This window comes from Bacillus cereus group sp. BfR-BA-01522 (assembly GCF_022662635.1).
In the GTDB taxonomy this organism is placed as follows: domain Bacteria; phylum Bacillota; class Bacilli; order Bacillales; family Bacillaceae_G; genus Bacillus_A; species Bacillus_A cytotoxicus.
The window spans coordinates 1-15319 of sequence record NZ_JAKUDY010000023.1 but is presented as its reverse complement, the minus strand read 5'-3'; the positions used below and the strand labels follow the sequence as shown (position 1 = coordinate 15319).

Sequence of the window (15319 nt, the reverse complement as noted above, 5' to 3'; positions counted from 1 at the left end):
CCCCCAACGTTTCGTTATAGTATTTTTACTACCTCGGACAATTCTTTTTCTATATTCCATTCTATATCCTCAAAGAGGCTATCATTGTAATTTAATTCAAATGGTAAAACTATGTGTTTATCTATACAATACTCAGATAACATATTACTATCATCATGTTTAAAAATACTGATTTTTTCATTACAGTGAGGACAAGTAAAACTAGACATATTTTCAACTAATGATGTAATTGGAATATTAAGTTGCTTAATCATATTTAAACTTCTTCTTACATCAGCTTTAGACATCGCTTGAGGGGTTGTCACCATAATAACCCCATCAATTTTAATTTCCTGTATTAAATTTATTAATATATCCCCTGTTCCAGGAGGCGTATCAATTATTAAATAATCAAGTTCCTCCCACTCTACATCATTTAATAATTGTTTTATAATGCCTTTTAATATAACACCTTTCCATATAAAAGCCTTATTTTTCTCTACAAACATCCCCATAGACACAATTTTCAGTCCATTATTTTGATAAGGTAACATCTTCCCCTCTTTTACAAGAGGGGGGGTACTTATATTGAAGATATTTGTAATACTAGGCCCGTGAATATCTAGATCTAATAATCCAACTTTAAATCTTTGTTTATTTAATAAAAAAGCTAATCTAGAAGCAATTGTAGACTTTCCAACTCCACCTTTTCCACTACTTACAACATATATTTTTTTTATTTTACCCAATTATAAAGCTCCTCAACTAAAACATTAATTTCATCCTGAATAAATAATTTGATATTATTAATCAATAACTGATTTAAAATAAAGTCTTTTCTAATTAGTCCTAAAGTAACTAACTCTAAAAATACAATTTTAATTAAATCAGGTAAAAAGCATCTTTCTAATTCTGATAAATCAGAAAGATGATTATACGCTTTATAAAATTCCTTAGCATATACGAAGTTATCCCTACTATAAATTTCTTCTGTAAAGTTAGTACTATCTTTTTTATAACAGATTGCTCCGAATGAAAGAATCGCTTCTGATAAATCACGTATTCTAGGTCCACAATCAATATTATCAAAATCCAATACTCCCAATACTTCATCATTGGAAGGGTGGAATACTAGATTCCATTTATTGAAGTCACCATGAAGAATTACATGTTCCAAATTATGAAACCCATTAATAGAGAATTTATTATTAATATTATTAATAAATTCCAGTAAATACGTTTTAAAATCAGAATATTCACCAAAATTTATTATATCAATTTGATCCTCAATAATTTTAAAATAATCTGTTCTATTATTCCCTACAGGAAGTTCTGAGTTGATTTTTGCTAATGCAAATGCAGCATTTCTAACTTCCTCTATTTTCCCAGTAAAACGTCTTCCATTTAAATACTCAAAAACAACGAATTTTTTATTATTCACATTAATATAATAATTCCCTTCGGATATTGTAATATATAATTACAGAATAGTCAAAATAATTTCGTTTTTGTATTTTTTCAGTAAATTAATCTAGGAGGAGAATATATTGATTAAATATCCTAAACTTAATTTTCCAATTACAGTTGGAGTTACAGCACCCTCATCAGGAGTTCATCATAGCTTACACAGTATTTTAGAGAATGCTATAAAAGCTATGAATAATAGAGGTTATAGGGTTGTTGTAACGCCAAATATTTGGAAGCAAAATAAGGTAAGGTCTGATTCTTCAATTAAGCGCGCAGAAGAATTTATGAATCTAATTAATAATGATAATATTTCTATAGTCATTCCCCCATGGGGAGGAGAATTAGCTATCGAGATTTTAGAACACATTCAGTATGAAAGTCTGAAAACAAAATGGGTGATGGGATACTCTGATATAAGCTTATTGTTATTAGCTATAACTTTAAGAACAGGTACTGCGACAGCCCATGGAACTAACTTTATTGATATGAGAGGAAGTAAAATGGATGATACCACGAAGATGTGGACAAAAGTTTTATCGACAACAATGTACAATGAGGTAACACAATATTCATCAGAGGAATTTCAAAGTAAATGGGATTTTAAAAACCCTACTTCATATGTTTTTAATTTTTCTGAGAAAACAAAGTGGAAATCTTACGGTAACAACACAGAGATTTCAGGGAGATTACTGGGGGGATGTATAGATGTAATTCGACATCTGATTGGTACAGAATATGGGAATGTTAGCAAATTCCAAAAGGAATTCATCGAATCAGAACCTATTTTATGGTATTTCGAAAATTGTAGTTTAAGCCCTGTGGAATTGAAAAGAAGTCTAGTACAAATGAAATTAGCTGGGTGGTTTAAAAATTGTAGTGGAATATTGTTTGGTAGAACAGTCATTGATGAAGACAAGAACGGTTACTCTATAAAAAATGTTTACAGTGAAATGTACGAATATTTGGATTTACCTGTGATTTTCGATATAGATTGCGGGCACTTACCTCCTCAGATAACTTTAGTAAACGGTGCTTGGGCTATCGTAAAAGTAGCAAAGGATAAAGGGACACTTACACAAAAATTCATATAAGAATACAAATTGTGCTTACACACCCATAATATAAAAAATTTTTAAGCATTTCCCTATTGTGCATACAACATTTCCTCGGTGGTTCCAAACAATCAATTTTCGAATATACCGAGGGAGGGCACTTTGTTAATCATGTCACCATATCCCTTTGTAGCAGTAAGAATGTTTAATATTTGTTTGATATCTGTTTGATTAAAATTATCTAAATCACAATTTAATGTCATTTCTAAATCACCAATAATTATACAACTGCTCAGCCTAGTAGTAGATAGTTTACCAGAAAGGCAAGCGAAAGAAGTTTCATTCCCTTTCGCTTGCCTTATATAGTCTATGTTGAAAACAGACTGTCTCTACGATGTTCTGCAGAAAAGCAAGTACAGGTTTTTACTGTTTCTTTATGGTAGAAATCACGCTCCGAATACGACATAATACAGCACCATCTTATTCATTACGAAAGATACCAGAAATGTTCTCCTTTATCTTCATCATTCGCAAATTGCGTTCTGCTTGATTTTTATCAGATGGAACAGAGGAGTTTCGAAGAAACGCTGGCATGCTATGTTGATGAAGAGAACGACAATTTTAAAAATTTTCGAGACGCTCTGTTTTGATCTTCTCTTCCTCTTGGCGAGAGGAGAAGTAGGATTTTGGGTAAATCCATGTATGATAATACCATTTGTATGTCACTTCCCATTGTCAAACTCGCTTGGGGGAGATTGACAATTTACTTGTTCCTATCCTTCCTTTATCCAAAGAAGGACGTCTATGATGCCTTTCACCTATATTTATCCACAAATCTCCCATACCGCTTTGGGTTGTCGGAGATAGTGTCCGTTACACAATGCATGGTTACAAGTCCAATACTGGGAATACGGAGACCCAGCATCGTGTACCATGGTATCTTTGAAGTGAGGTAATACCTTCATGGCGTTCATGGCTTTTATTCCTCAATTTAGATGAAGGGAGTAAAGGCTAGCCTTGGATGTTCCAACTCCGTGAGGAACGTGAGCGGAAAATAATTGGCAACGATTTCCTGTTCAATCGTTACCAAAACTCCGCCCATCTTTCGATTCATTGTGATCGACGTTCCTTCACTCAGACCATGTCCAAACAGGACAAGCAAAAGTTCTGTCGTCCTTTCATAAGGACTCATTTTGTACCGTTTTAAATATACCCAAGTGCTCAGAGGCCGGGTCTATATTGTATAAAACGTGTTGCATGACTTCGATAGACAGAATAAGTACGTCAAACACTTGCTGATTCGATGACGCTCGAGTGCTAACCCTTCCGAGGATACACCGCAACCGTTATAAACCCGTAACCTAATGAACAGGATGATAGTTCGGCTGGTCTGGCATCTGCAATGTACGACCGAGATGACCAGGCTATCCCATCAGGCAAACGTCTTGTTTTCTTCCGAAGAGATTTTGAAGACAGAGCCCAATCGAAAAAAGAAGAAAAATGGTTATGTGTACTATTTTTCACCTTGTACTTCCAATACGCGAGTACGTATTTTTAATCCATCGTTACGCTGAAACAACATCTGAACAAATTGCACAATTGTGTCTGGTTCTGTACTGCGGGCAGTCAAAATCCCTTCCCATTTCATCATCATCGTGTTTCCCCTGTCTTCATGGTAGTACCATTCTTTACAAGAGAAGAGAAATCTAAAACACGAATCTATAAAAAGTAACTATCAGAAAACTGAATAGTTACTCAATTATTACATTTGCTGTTAGTAGGTATTCAAATAAACCCCTCAAATTTAATCCCCCCTAATAGACTATGGGCTTGTTTAATTGAAAAATATTCAGAGAATATCTAATAAATCTTTTAAATGACTAAATTGAGTTAATCCCTTATTCGTAGTTGTCTCAATATTTGTAGGATTGTAGAAGTAGAAGTGTATACCAGCTCCATTAGCAGCAAGGTAATCATTTTTTAGGGAGTCACCTATATAAATTGTTTCCTCTTTGTTTAATTCTAATTTTTCTAGGCAAACTTCCAAAGCTTTCGGATTTGGCTTAGCAATGCCTAATTCTTCAGATATGAACACCTCTTCAAAATAATGTTCTAGATTTGCTGCCCTCAACCGACTCCTTTGGGATTCACTATAACCATTCGTCATACAAAATAATTGGTGCTTCTTAGATAAAGCATCTAATATTTCAATTGCACCAGGTTCCAAATATGATGAGCAACAAAATAATTCCCAATACCTTTGGGAAATAAGGTATTCATCGAAGGATACACCATAATTTTTTAATGCATCAGATATGGAAAATTGTATTACTTCCAAAGCAGGTTTCTCCCCTCTTTTTTCCCAATGATACTTACTTACTTGTTCGTAGGTATTTAAAAACTTTTCCAATCTTTCATCCTCTCTACTACTAAAAATTTTATGGTCTATGAATACTTGTATTAAAGATTCTATTTTACACTTATTAAAGTTTAGAAGGGTTTGGTCTAAATCAAATCCAATATTCATTTTGCTCTCCTTAATATCAGAAATTATATGTAAGCAATTCTACATGAATTCAGCTTTTCTCTGTAACTCTTATTAAACTTATTTATTAAATTTCTCTTCATTTTCTTCCTTCCAATTTTCCCACCAGAAAATTTCCTCTCTCGACATGCTGATAGGTACAGATAAAATCCACTCATCTACTTCTGTACTATAATTTTTCATAACTGTTTCAAATGATTTTGTTACTTGTTCTTTTTGTGATTTACCCAATTCTTTTTTGAAAAATTTGCACTGAACTATTTTAAAATTATCTTTATTTCGTATATAAACATCAATTTCACCATCTCCCTTAGTTACTCTTACACATTTAATGTTTATATTTTATAAATATTATAACAAATCTCTTCAATCTTCTTTCTAGCACCTTCTTTATACTTATCCCATACCCAGTCAAAACGTCTCTCCATTACTGTCACCCCTAAATAATCTGAATAAAAAGAAAAAACCTCTTGTGGCTATCATACCGTAAGAGGTTTCTTTTAATCAAACTTTATTATAAATTATCAATCTATATTTTAAATAACCGAACTTTGTTTCAAATGATTAATCTTTTTTACAAATCAACACAACAAACACTAACTCTCCAATCCCTTACTCAACAGTAACAGATTTAGCTAAGTTACGCGGCTTATCAACGTCACACTCGCGGTGAAGTGCTGCGTAGTATGAGATCAGTTGTAATGGAACTACGGCTACAAGTGGTGCTAGTGCTTCGTGTACAGCTGGTAGTACGAAGCTGTCGCCTTCCATTTCTAAGCCTTTCATAGAGATGATGCATGGGTTTGCACCGCGCGCTACTACTTCTTTTACGTTACCACGAATTCCTAGGTTTACGTGCTCTTGTGTAGCAAGTGCGATAACTGGTGTACCTTTTTCAATTAACGCAATTGTACCATGCTTTAACTCTCCTCCAGCAAATCCTTCAGCTTGGATGTAAGAGATTTCTTTTAGCTTTAACGCCCCTTCTAAACCTACATAGAAGTCTACGCTACGTCCGATAAAGAAACAGTTGCGTGTTGTTGCTAGGAATTGTTTTGCCAGTGCATCCATTTCTTCTTTTTGATCACAAAGTACTTCCATTGCATTTGCTACAAGTCCTAATTCGTGTGTTAAGTCAAAATCAAGAACTTCACCTTTTGCTTTTGCAATGTCAGCTGCTAAGATTGCAAGTACGGCAAGTTGTGCTGTATATGCTTTTGTAGAAGCAACTGCGATTTCAGGCCCCGCATATAAAGGAAGCGTGTAATCAGCTTCACGAGAAAGTGTTGAACCTGGTACATTTGTGATTGTTAATGCTTTATGACCCATTTCATTTGTTTGCACAAGTACGGCACGGCTATCTGCTGTTTCACCACTTTGTGAAATGTAAATGAAGAAAGGTTTTTCTGTTAATAGTGGCATATTATACGAGAATTCACTTGCGACATGCACTTCTACAGGTACTTTTGCAAATTTCTCAATAAATTGCTTTCCAACAAGACCTGCATGATAACTTGTGCCACATGCAATGATATAAATGCGATCGCTCGCTAAAATAGCACTGCGAATCTCTTCATCTAATTCAATCTCGCCATTTTCATCTTGATACTTTTGAATAATATTACGGATTACAAGTGGTTGCTCATCAATTTCTTTCAGCATGAAGTGAGGATATGTTCCTTTTTCAATATCACTTGCATCTAATTCCGCTGTAAATGGCGCACGTTCAATCGTTTCACCTTGTAAGTTTTTAATTGTAATGCTTTCTTTTGTTACGATTACGACTTCTTTATCCATTAATTCGATAAATTGATCTGTAACTTGTAACATCGCCATTGCATCGCTCGCAACAACTTTAAAGTTGTCGCCAACACCTACTAATAGCGGGCTTTTGTTTTTAGCAACATAAATCATGTTTGGATTTTCAGCATCAAGTAAACCAATTGCATAAGAACCATGTAAAAGAGATAAAACTTTACGGAACGCCTCTTCTACATTTAAACCTGTATTTACTTGTTGTTCAATAAGTTGAACGATAACTTCTGTATCTGTTTCACTTACAAACGTTACATCTTGTAAATATTCGTTCTTCACTAATTCATAGTTTTCAATTACACCATTATGAACTAGCGTAAAGCGTTTTGATGTACTTTGATGCGGATGCGCATTTACTTTACTTGGAACACCATGTGTTGCCCAACGTGTATGACCGATTCCCACGCTTGTTGCTACATTTTCATCTACGATTTCACGAAGTTTTGCAATACGACCTTTTTCTTTGTACACAACAACACCGTTCTCTGTCTGTACTGCAATACCTGCTGAATCATATCCACGGTATTCTAGCTTCTCTAAACCTTTTAATAAAATTTCCTTTGCATCTTTCTCTCCAATAAATCCTACAATTCCACACATGTTTAAGTCGCCGTTACAAATGCTTACATTGCCCTGCGAACATGTAACGACCTCGTCCAATCTCATTATTTTTCATAAAAAACGGATTACATATTGCTAGCTCTGTAAATCTGTAACGGCTTTCACCTTCCTCTCGATTGGTTTCCAGTCCGTATAACATTTATACAGCTAGTATTCATCCGTCCCTTTTCTCTCATCACACTTTTATCTTTGTCCACCAAGTCGCCTCAGTGATTTAAATAAAAGCTTGCGGTTATGATGAATAACCGGGAGTCATCCGCCGAAATCTCGATAAAACTCCTCCTCGTCAACTACACAATTTGTAGTTCTGGCGCTTTAATCACTCTTATATTTACATCGAGAAAAAGAACAAGACCATCTTATAACAAACAACATAAACCGTCAATGAAATTTTTTTCATTACCTATAAAACATTATGAAAAAGGAACACAAAATGTGCTCCTTTTTCAAGAAAATCGGCGAATTATTCAGCTCCAACCTCAGCTTTTACAACATCTACAATGCGATGTACATACTCATTGCAAAGCTCTTGTGTTGGTGCTTCTGCCATTACACGAATAAGTGGCTCTGTTCCAGAAGGACGAACAAGAACGCGGCCATCCCCATTCATTTCTTCTTCTACTACACGAATAATTTCTTTAATTTTTTCATTTTCTAATGCTAATTTTTTATCTGTTACACGAACATTTACTAATAGTTGTGGGAATTTTTTCATTTCACTTGCAAGCTCAGACAATGGCTTTTTCGTCACTTTCATAATATTGACAAGCTGAAGTGCACTTAACATACCATCTCCAGTTGTGATGTAATCCAGCATAATAATATGACCTGATTGCTCACCGCCAAGGTTATAGCCACCACGTTTCATTTCTTCCATTACGTAGCGATCACCCACTGCTGTCTTATCACTTGTAATACCGTTTGCTTCTAACGCTTTATAGAACCCTAAGTTACTCATAACAGTCGAAACAACTGTGTTATGTTTTAGTTGACCAGTTTCTTTCATGTATTTCGCACAGATATACATAATTTGATCTCCATCAACGATGTTTCCTTTTTCATCTACTGCAATTAAGCGGTCTCCATCTCCATCAAATGCAAGGCCGATATCTGCACCTTTTTCTTTTACTAACTCTGCTAATCCTTCTGGATGAGTCGATCCAACACCATCATTAATGTTCATCCCATTTGGTGAAGTTCCCATTGTTGAAATGTCAGCTTCCAAGTCTGCAAATAAATATGGTGCTAGAGAAGATGTCGCACCATGTGCACAGTCTAAAGCAATATGTAGACCAGAGAAATCTTCTTCTACAGTTTGTTTAATGTATTGTAAATATTTTTGCCCACCTTCAAAATAATCGTTCACTTGTCCAAGGTTTGTTCCGATTGGACGTGGTAATTCATCAACCTCTTTGTCTAATAACGCCTCAATTTCTGCTTCTTGCTCATCTGTTAATTTAAATCCATCTGCACCAAAGAATTTAATTCCGTTATCTTGTACTGGATTATGAGATGCTGAAATCATAACACCTGCTTGTGCATCTAACGCTTTTGTTAAATAAGCAACTCCAGGAGTTGAAATAACACCAAGACGCATAACTTCCGCACCAATTGATAGTAAACCTGCCACTAAAGCTCCTTCTAACATATGGCCAGATACACGTGTATCACGACCGATAATAACTTTTGGACGATTTGTATCTTTTGTTAATACATAACCACCAAAGCGACCGATTTTAAATGCTAATTCTGGTGTTAATTCCTTATTTGCAACACCGCGTACACCATCTGTTCCAAAATATTTACCCATTACTATTCTCTCCTTTATCTTGCTCTTTTGGTTCCTCTGTTGTATTTTCTTTTCCTGTCCCATTATTTTGTTCTGTTTCTTTATCTTGCTCTTTTGACTTTTCTGCTTCACTTTCGTTTCCTTTTTGTGAATTAGATTGCTCTATGTTACCTTGTACTTCTTTATTTGGTTGTTCTTTCTTTCCAAGAGTAACCTTTGCACTTTTTTGTTTTGCATTTATTGAAACATTACTTGGACCACTAACTTGAATGGAAACATCGTGTGTTCCTGAAGACAAACCTTGTAGATTTATTACAGCTGTTATTTGTGCCGCTGTTATTTTTTCTACTATACTAGCTTCTCCTGAAATATCAACACTGATCTTTCCGCTTTGCGGGAAAATGATTTGCGCAGTCATATCATTTGCAAGACCATTTTTTTGAATTGGAATACCATCAACTGTCTTATGTTTTGTTTGTTCTTTCTGCGCGTGTACATGAACAGAGACCTTTACTTGGTTAGGCTTTGCGCTCGTGACACCTTTTGGTAATAAAACAGAGGCATCGAATGTTGTAGACTCTGTTATTTTACTCAAGTCTACTTCGACCCCCTCTATTGTTTTTATATTATCCAAAACGTCTTTTGGACCCGAAATTGTCACTTCGCTCGGTTGAAGACTGATATTCGTAACCGCTAAACCTTCTGGCACATTTCCTTTTTTTATATAGTTTAGCGGTACGGTTTTTTCACTAGAATTTTCTCCCGTTTGTGCAACAACCGGAACCGTCACACTTACCTTAGAAGGACTCGTTTTTAAATATAAACGTTTTCCATTTTTATCATATATCATAACTTCCGCTTCTTTTGTGACTGTTTTGTTAATATCTTTTACATCAACATATGCTTGAGCAGAAGCAATGCTATCTATTTCCTCTTCCGTTCCCACTACCTCAACTGTATCAGGTTTCGGTTTCAGAGCGGCTCTATCAATGCTCACACCAGACTGCAATCGATCTTCATTGGACAACTTCATATCTACAGAAACATACTTTTTCGCTTTATTATAAATGGCAACTTTAATTTTAGATGGTTGAACAGTTGCCTTTACATTACTCGGAAGATTCACCGCTTTAAGCGGAACTTCATATGTTCCCTTTTTGTAACCGCGTAAATCCACGGGAATCTCAACTTTATTTTTGGCTTTTATAGCAGCAACAGAGGCCTTAGATCCCTCTAATTTCACCTTTACTTGACTTGGGATACCGGTAACAATGTATTTGTCTGTGTCATAATCTACTTTGATAGGGCAGTCCGTTAACGTTTCTTTTGTATCACCAGCAAAAGGTGATATATTGGCAGTATTATTCTTTTCTGTTATGGTTGTTGACATAAAAAGCATCAACGCCAATAGTAATGAGATTCCTTTTAAAAACCAATGGTTCTCCATTAACTTATCCATGACGTTTTCTCCTCCAATTCCAATTCCATAAAGATGAAGAAGTTGTCTTCATATCACCACCACTAAACTCTGCCAAAAGCATTTCTTTCAACTGCTCTACCTTTAAATCACGATGTAATTCGCCATTTTTCGTTAAAGAAATTTGACCTGTTTCTTCTGATACAACAACAGTAATACTATCTGTCACTTCACTTACACCCATTGCAGCTCGATGACGCGTTCCTAGCTCTTTAGAAATAAAAGGACTTTCTGATAATGGAAGATAACACGCTGCTGCTTTAATCGTGCTTCCTTGCATAATAACCGCTCCATCATGAAGAGGTGTATTCGGGATAAAAATATTAATGAGCAATTCCGATGAAACATTTGCGTTCAAAGGAATCCCTGTTTCTATATAATCTCCCATTCCAGTTTCCTTAGATAATGTAATCAATGCACCAATTCTTCGTTTTCCCATATATTCGGTTGCTTTCGATACTGCTGTAGCAACAATTTCAGCTTCATCTTCCTCATGACTAATCGTGCGAGAGAATAGACTACCTCGGCCTAATTGTTCAAGCGCTCTTCGGATTTCCGGTTGGAAGATGATAATAACTGCTAAAAACCCCCACGTTATCACTTGGTCTGTCAACCAATATAACGTATGTAAATCAAGGAAAAAACTTAATATACGAACAACAACTATAACTGTAATCCCCTTCAAAAGTTGAACAGCTTTTGTACCACGAATTACAAGAATTAGCTTATATATAACAAACCACACAACGGCGATATCTAATATCGTACTGAGATATTGTAAAAAAGGCATATCTCCAAAAGGCATGCTAACCCTTCCTCCTACTTATGAGCAATTTCATTCACATATTAAAATATTAAATTTATGCTCTATCTGTATGTATTTCCAACAACTAGTTAATTATACCATACATGAAAGAAGCGACAATTACAAACACCATCCCTCCTTTGGATTAAATTGGTAAGATGTCGAACTTTTATAATATAACGTACAATATAACTCATTATTATACTCCTATTTTAAAATAAAAAAAGCAGCATTTCAGCCGCTTTTCTTACATTTATTTCAGTTTTTCACCGAACAAAGAACCCATTAATGCAACAGCCGTCGTTGCAGTTTTATTTCTCTCATCTAAAATTGGATTTACTTCCACAAATTCGGCGGACGTAATTATGTCAGCTTCAGCTAACATTTCCATTGCTAAATGACTTTCACGATAGGATAGACCACCAATTACAGGTGTGCCAACCCCCGGTGCATCATGTGGATCCAAACCATCTAAATCTAAAGATAAGTGAACACCATCTGTATGTGATAAATAAGAAATCGTTTCTTCCATAACAGCCGTCATACCCATACGATCAATTTCATGCATTGTAAATACTTTAATTCCTTCATTACGGATAAATTCTTTTTCTCCTTCATCTAATGCGCGTGCACCGATAATTACGATGTTTTCCTTTTTGACCTTTGGATACGCTTCATATAAATTGACGAGTGAAGGATGTCCATATCCTAAACTTGCAGCAAGCGACATGCCATGAATATTTCCAGACGGTGAAGTTTCTTCTGTATTTAGATCACCGTGTGCATCATACCAAATCACACCCAAATTTTTATAATGTTTTGCTACCCCTGCAAGTGTCCCAATCGCTATACTATGATCGCCGCCTAGTACAAGCGGAAAACGATCTTCTTCTATAATATGATCAACTTTACTTGCTAATTCATTACAAACTTTTACAACTTGTGTAAGGTTTCTTAATTTTGTATTTCCATCTACCTCTTTCTCTCTATCAATATGTATATCCCCAATATCTTTCACGTCATATCCAATGTGCTCAATTCTTTCAATTACTCCTGCATAACGAATGGCACTTGCCCCCATATCAACTCCGCGACGCAGTTGTCCTAAATCCATTGGAACTCCAATAATTGAAATTTCTTTCTTCATCGATAGTATCCCCCTTTTATGCCTTCGCTAAATATTTTAAATCTTTTATATAGTCTGACTCAACTCTACATTTTTTTGTATGGATATACACCTTATTCACACTTATGTCCTTTGAAATTAATATTTCTACATATATTTTTGTATAAAGTAGACTAAGCATTATCGCCTTTTCCCCCATATAAAAAACATCCCTATACTTAGAGATGTTTTTCCGATGCTAATTTCCATACTGCTGCAATATTTCTCGCCGTTATTTGAATGTTTTCCTTAGCTGATTGATATGCTTCTTCTAAAGACATTGGCTTTGTTGCTATACTAAAAACAGCATCAATTCCTTCTTTATGGACTGAGACATGATTAGCAAGAACAGATCCGCCAATCGCTATAACTGGTATATGGTACTGTTTAGCACGCTTGGCAATTCCAACAGGAGCCTTGCCATAAGCTGTTTGTGCATCAATTCTTCCTTCGCCAGTTATAACAAGATCCGCATCTATTAACTGCTCATGAAAGCGTATTGCATCTAAAACAATTTCAATCCCTTTGCGAAGTTTCCCTTTTAGTACCACAACTGCCGCTCCCATTCCGCCGGCTGCCCCAGCCCCTGGAATTTCTGCTACATCAATATGTAATTGTTTTTTCAATAGACAAGAATAATGCTGCAAATTTTCTTCAAGCTTCCCCATAACCTCCATGGTAGCCCCTTTTTGTTTTGCAAATACAAAAGAGGCCCCTTTTTCTCCTATTAATGGATTATCAACATCACAGGCAGCTTCTAACTTGACATGTGCTAAGCGTGAATCTAACTTAGAAAGTTGAAAACTTTCAATACAATGTAAATTCCCACCAACAGGTTCTATTCTTTCACTAGCCGCATTGAAAAACTGAACCCCTAAAGCAGATAACATACCCGCTCCTCCATCATTCGTTCCGCTTCCTCCAAGTCCTAATATAATATGCTTTACCCCTTGGTCTAAAGCATGTAATATGAGTTCTCCAGTTCCCTTTGTAGTTGTAATAAGTGGGTTTCGCTTCTTAAGTGGAATATGATGTAACCCCGATGCTGCCGCCATTTCAATAAACGCTATTCTTTTATCTTTAGAGATACCATAAAACGCTTCTACACTCTCTCCAAGAGGGCCTGTGACAGAAGTAGAAATGATATCCCCTCCCGTCGCATCCACGAGCGATTGAACCGTTCCTTCGCCGCCATCTCCAATCGGTATTCTTACATACTCTGCTCTTGGAAAAATTGCACTGAACCCTTCTTGAATGGCTGTACATACTTCACTTGCTTGCAAACTCTCTTTATACGAATCAGAAGCAATAACAATTTTCATTTCCTTTCCCCCATCATCTATAGTAAAATATTAGATTGTATTTTCTTTTAAATTATAATAAAAAAAAGCTTACATCCATTTGATGTAAGCTTTTTTATGGAGCCTAGCGGGATCGAACCGCTGACCTCCTGCGTGCAAGGCAGGCGCTCTCCCAGCTGAGCTAAGGCCCCGAATGAATAAAGCGGAAGACGGGATTCGAACCCGCGACCCCAACCTTGGCAAGGTTGTATTCTACCACTGAACTACTTCCGCAAAAATGGTGAGCCATGAAGGACTCGAACCTTCGACCCTCTGATTAAAAGTCAGATGCTCTACCAACTGAGCTAATGGCTCGTAAATGGCTGGGCTAGCTGGATTCGAACCAGCGCATGACGGAGTCAAAGTCCGTTGCCTTACCGCTTGGCTATAGCCCATTAATATTTACTAATATACTTGTCTTATCAAAAAAATAAACCTTAATTAGGTTATTTTTTTAATGGTGGAGGGGGGCAGATTCGAACTGCCGAACCCGAAGGAGCGGATTTACAGTCCGCCGCGTTTAGCCACTTCGCTACCCCTCCGACATATTATGGTGGAGGATGACGGGATCGAACCGCCGACCCCCTGCTTGTAAGGCAGGTGCTCTCCCAGCTGAGCTAATCCTCCAAAAGTGGTGACCCGTACGGGATTCGAACCCGTGTTACCGCCGTGAAAGGGCGGTGTCTTAACCACTTGACCAACGGGCCAAAAATCTTCAATACTTTTCCCAAGCTTCCAACCGGGCTTGAACCGGTGACCTCTTCCTTACCATGGAAGTGCTCTACCAGCTGAGCTATGGAAGCATAATGGCTCCGCAGGTAGGACTCGAACCTACGACCGATCGGTTAACAGCCGATAGCTCTACCACTGAGCTACTGCGGAATAATATAGCCTGGCGACGTCCTACTCTCACAGGGGCAAGGCCCCAACTACCATCGGCGCTAGAGAGCTTAACTTCCGTGTTCGGTATGGGAACGGGTGTGACCTCTCTGCCATCATCACCAGACAATATTCATTTGAGACAATCATTATTATACCTAATTCACTTAAAAAGTCAACAAGTTTTTTTATATTCTCTCAAAACTAGATAACATTTGCTTCATATTGAATCCAGCTCCAGCGACTCTGAACAAGTCGCTTCCGCTTTTTTTATTGGTTAAGTCCTCGATCTATTAGTATTCGTCAGCTCCACGTGTCACCACGCTTCCACCTCGAACCTATCAACCTGATCATCTTTCAGGGATCTTACTAGCTTACGCTATGG

13 protein-coding genes, 9 tRNA genes, 2 rRNA genes and 1 pseudogene are annotated in these 15319 nt (G+C 36.6%); 1 reads left to right on the top strand and 24 read right to left on the bottom strand.

Annotated features, from left to right (window positions below; translation table 11 throughout):
• Positions 1–14 precede the first annotated feature (14 nt).
• Together MR059_RS20590 and MR059_RS22060 are read right to left on the bottom strand one after the other, a co-directional pair.
• Positions 15–728 carry a P-loop NTPase gene (locus tag MR059_RS20590; RefSeq protein WP_011983292.1) on the bottom strand — a complete coding sequence of 238 codons (714 nt, stop codon included), beginning with the start codon at positions 726–728 and terminating at the stop codon, positions 15–17.
• Positions 716–1420: a phosphotransferase gene (locus MR059_RS22060; protein WP_011983291.1), complete on the bottom strand. Its 705-nt coding sequence runs from the start codon at positions 1418–1420 to the stop codon at positions 716–718. The genes MR059_RS20590 and MR059_RS22060 overlap by 13 nt, the downstream gene beginning before the upstream one ends.
• Before the next feature lie 106 nt (positions 1421–1526).
• Between MR059_RS22060 and MR059_RS20580 the strand changes: the two genes are divergently transcribed.
• A complete protein-coding gene (locus MR059_RS20580) occupies positions 1527–2537 on the top strand; it encodes a S66 family peptidase (RefSeq protein WP_242162001.1) in 1011 nt (336 codons plus the stop codon).
• Positions 2538–2978: 441 nt separating this feature from the next.
• On the opposite strand, the gene MR059_RS22380 is transcribed toward MR059_RS20580, so the two are convergent.
• From MR059_RS22380 to MR059_RS20480, 22 genes and pseudogenes are all read right to left on the bottom strand, one after another.
• Positions 2979–3092: an IS66 family transposase gene (locus tag MR059_RS22380; protein WP_011983289.1), complete on the bottom strand. Its 114-nt coding sequence runs from the start codon at positions 3090–3092 to the stop codon at positions 2979–2981.
• Between the two features lie 919 nt (positions 3093–4011).
• Positions 4012–4152, bottom strand: coding sequence for a hypothetical protein (locus tag MR059_RS20575; RefSeq protein WP_162533129.1), 141 nt, complete (start codon positions 4150–4152; stop codon positions 4012–4014).
• A 195-nt stretch (positions 4153–4347) separates the two neighbouring features.
• Positions 4348–5025, bottom strand: coding sequence for an HAD family hydrolase (locus MR059_RS20570; protein ID WP_011983288.1), 678 nt, complete (start codon positions 5023–5025; stop codon positions 4348–4350).
• Positions 5026–5103: 78 nt separating this feature from the next.
• A complete protein-coding gene (locus tag MR059_RS20565) occupies positions 5104–5274 on the bottom strand; it encodes a hypothetical protein (RefSeq protein ID WP_011983287.1) in 171 nt (56 codons plus the stop codon).
• A gap of 381 nt (positions 5275–5655) precedes the next feature.
• Positions 5656–7458, bottom strand: a complete 1803-nt coding sequence (gene glmS, locus MR059_RS20560; RefSeq protein WP_041809361.1) for a glutamine--fructose-6-phosphate transaminase (isomerizing) — start codon at positions 7456–7458, stop codon at positions 5656–5658.
• A 13-nt stretch (positions 7459–7471) separates the two neighbouring features.
• Positions 7472–7655: pseudogene (locus MR059_RS22055) on the bottom strand (hypothetical protein).
• A 287-nt stretch (positions 7656–7942) separates the two neighbouring features.
• Complete coding sequence (gene glmM / locus MR059_RS20555; protein WP_011983285.1) at positions 7943–9289, bottom strand: phosphoglucosamine mutase; 1347 nt, start codon at positions 9287–9289, stop codon at positions 7943–7945.
• On the bottom strand, positions 9282–10727 hold the full coding sequence (locus MR059_RS20550) for a CdaR family protein (protein ID WP_011983284.1): 1446 nt from the start codon (positions 10725–10727) through the stop codon (positions 9282–9284). Before MR059_RS20550 ends, glmM begins: the two co-directional genes overlap by 8 nt.
• Positions 10720–11550, bottom strand: a complete 831-nt coding sequence (cdaA, locus tag MR059_RS20545) for a diadenylate cyclase CdaA (protein ID WP_011983283.1) — start codon at positions 11548–11550, stop codon at positions 10720–10722. Before cdaA ends, MR059_RS20550 begins: the two co-directional genes overlap by 8 nt.
• Positions 11551–11803: 253 nt before the next feature.
• Complete coding sequence (gene rocF / locus MR059_RS20540; protein WP_011983282.1) at positions 11804–12697, bottom strand: arginase; 894 nt, start codon at positions 12695–12697, stop codon at positions 11804–11806.
• Between the two features lie 197 nt (positions 12698–12894).
• The gene (locus MR059_RS20535; RefSeq protein ID WP_011983281.1) at positions 12895–14037 is read right to left on the bottom strand and encodes a glycerate kinase; all 1143 of its coding nucleotides are present in this window, start codon (positions 14035–14037) and stop codon (positions 12895–12897) included.
• A 97-nt stretch (positions 14038–14134) separates the two neighbouring features.
• A tRNA-Ala gene (locus MR059_RS20530) sits at positions 14135–14207 on the bottom strand.
• A 10-nt stretch (positions 14208–14217) separates the two neighbouring features.
• Positions 14218–14289: transfer RNA gene (locus MR059_RS20525), tRNA-Gly, on the bottom strand.
• Positions 14290–14294: 5 nt separating this feature from the next.
• Positions 14295–14370 (bottom strand) — tRNA-Lys (locus MR059_RS20520).
• Between the two features lie 5 nt (positions 14371–14375).
• A tRNA-Gln gene (locus tag MR059_RS20515) sits at positions 14376–14450 on the bottom strand.
• 63 nt (positions 14451–14513) lie between these two features.
• Positions 14514–14597, bottom strand: a tRNA-Tyr gene (locus MR059_RS20510).
• A 9-nt stretch (positions 14598–14606) separates the two neighbouring features.
• Positions 14607–14682 (bottom strand) — tRNA-Val (locus MR059_RS20505).
• Positions 14683–14687: 5 nt separating this feature from the next.
• Positions 14688–14762 (bottom strand) — tRNA-Glu (locus MR059_RS20500).
• A gap of 23 nt (positions 14763–14785) precedes the next feature.
• A tRNA-Thr gene (locus MR059_RS20495) sits at positions 14786–14858 on the bottom strand.
• A gap of 4 nt (positions 14859–14862) precedes the next feature.
• Positions 14863–14937: transfer RNA gene (locus MR059_RS20490), tRNA-Asn, on the bottom strand.
• A gap of 8 nt (positions 14938–14945) precedes the next feature.
• A 5S ribosomal RNA gene (gene rrf / locus MR059_RS20485) occupies positions 14946–15061 on the bottom strand.
• A gap of 146 nt (positions 15062–15207) precedes the next feature.
• Positions 15208–15319: ribosomal RNA gene (locus MR059_RS20480) — 23S ribosomal RNA — on the bottom strand; the annotation flags it as partial.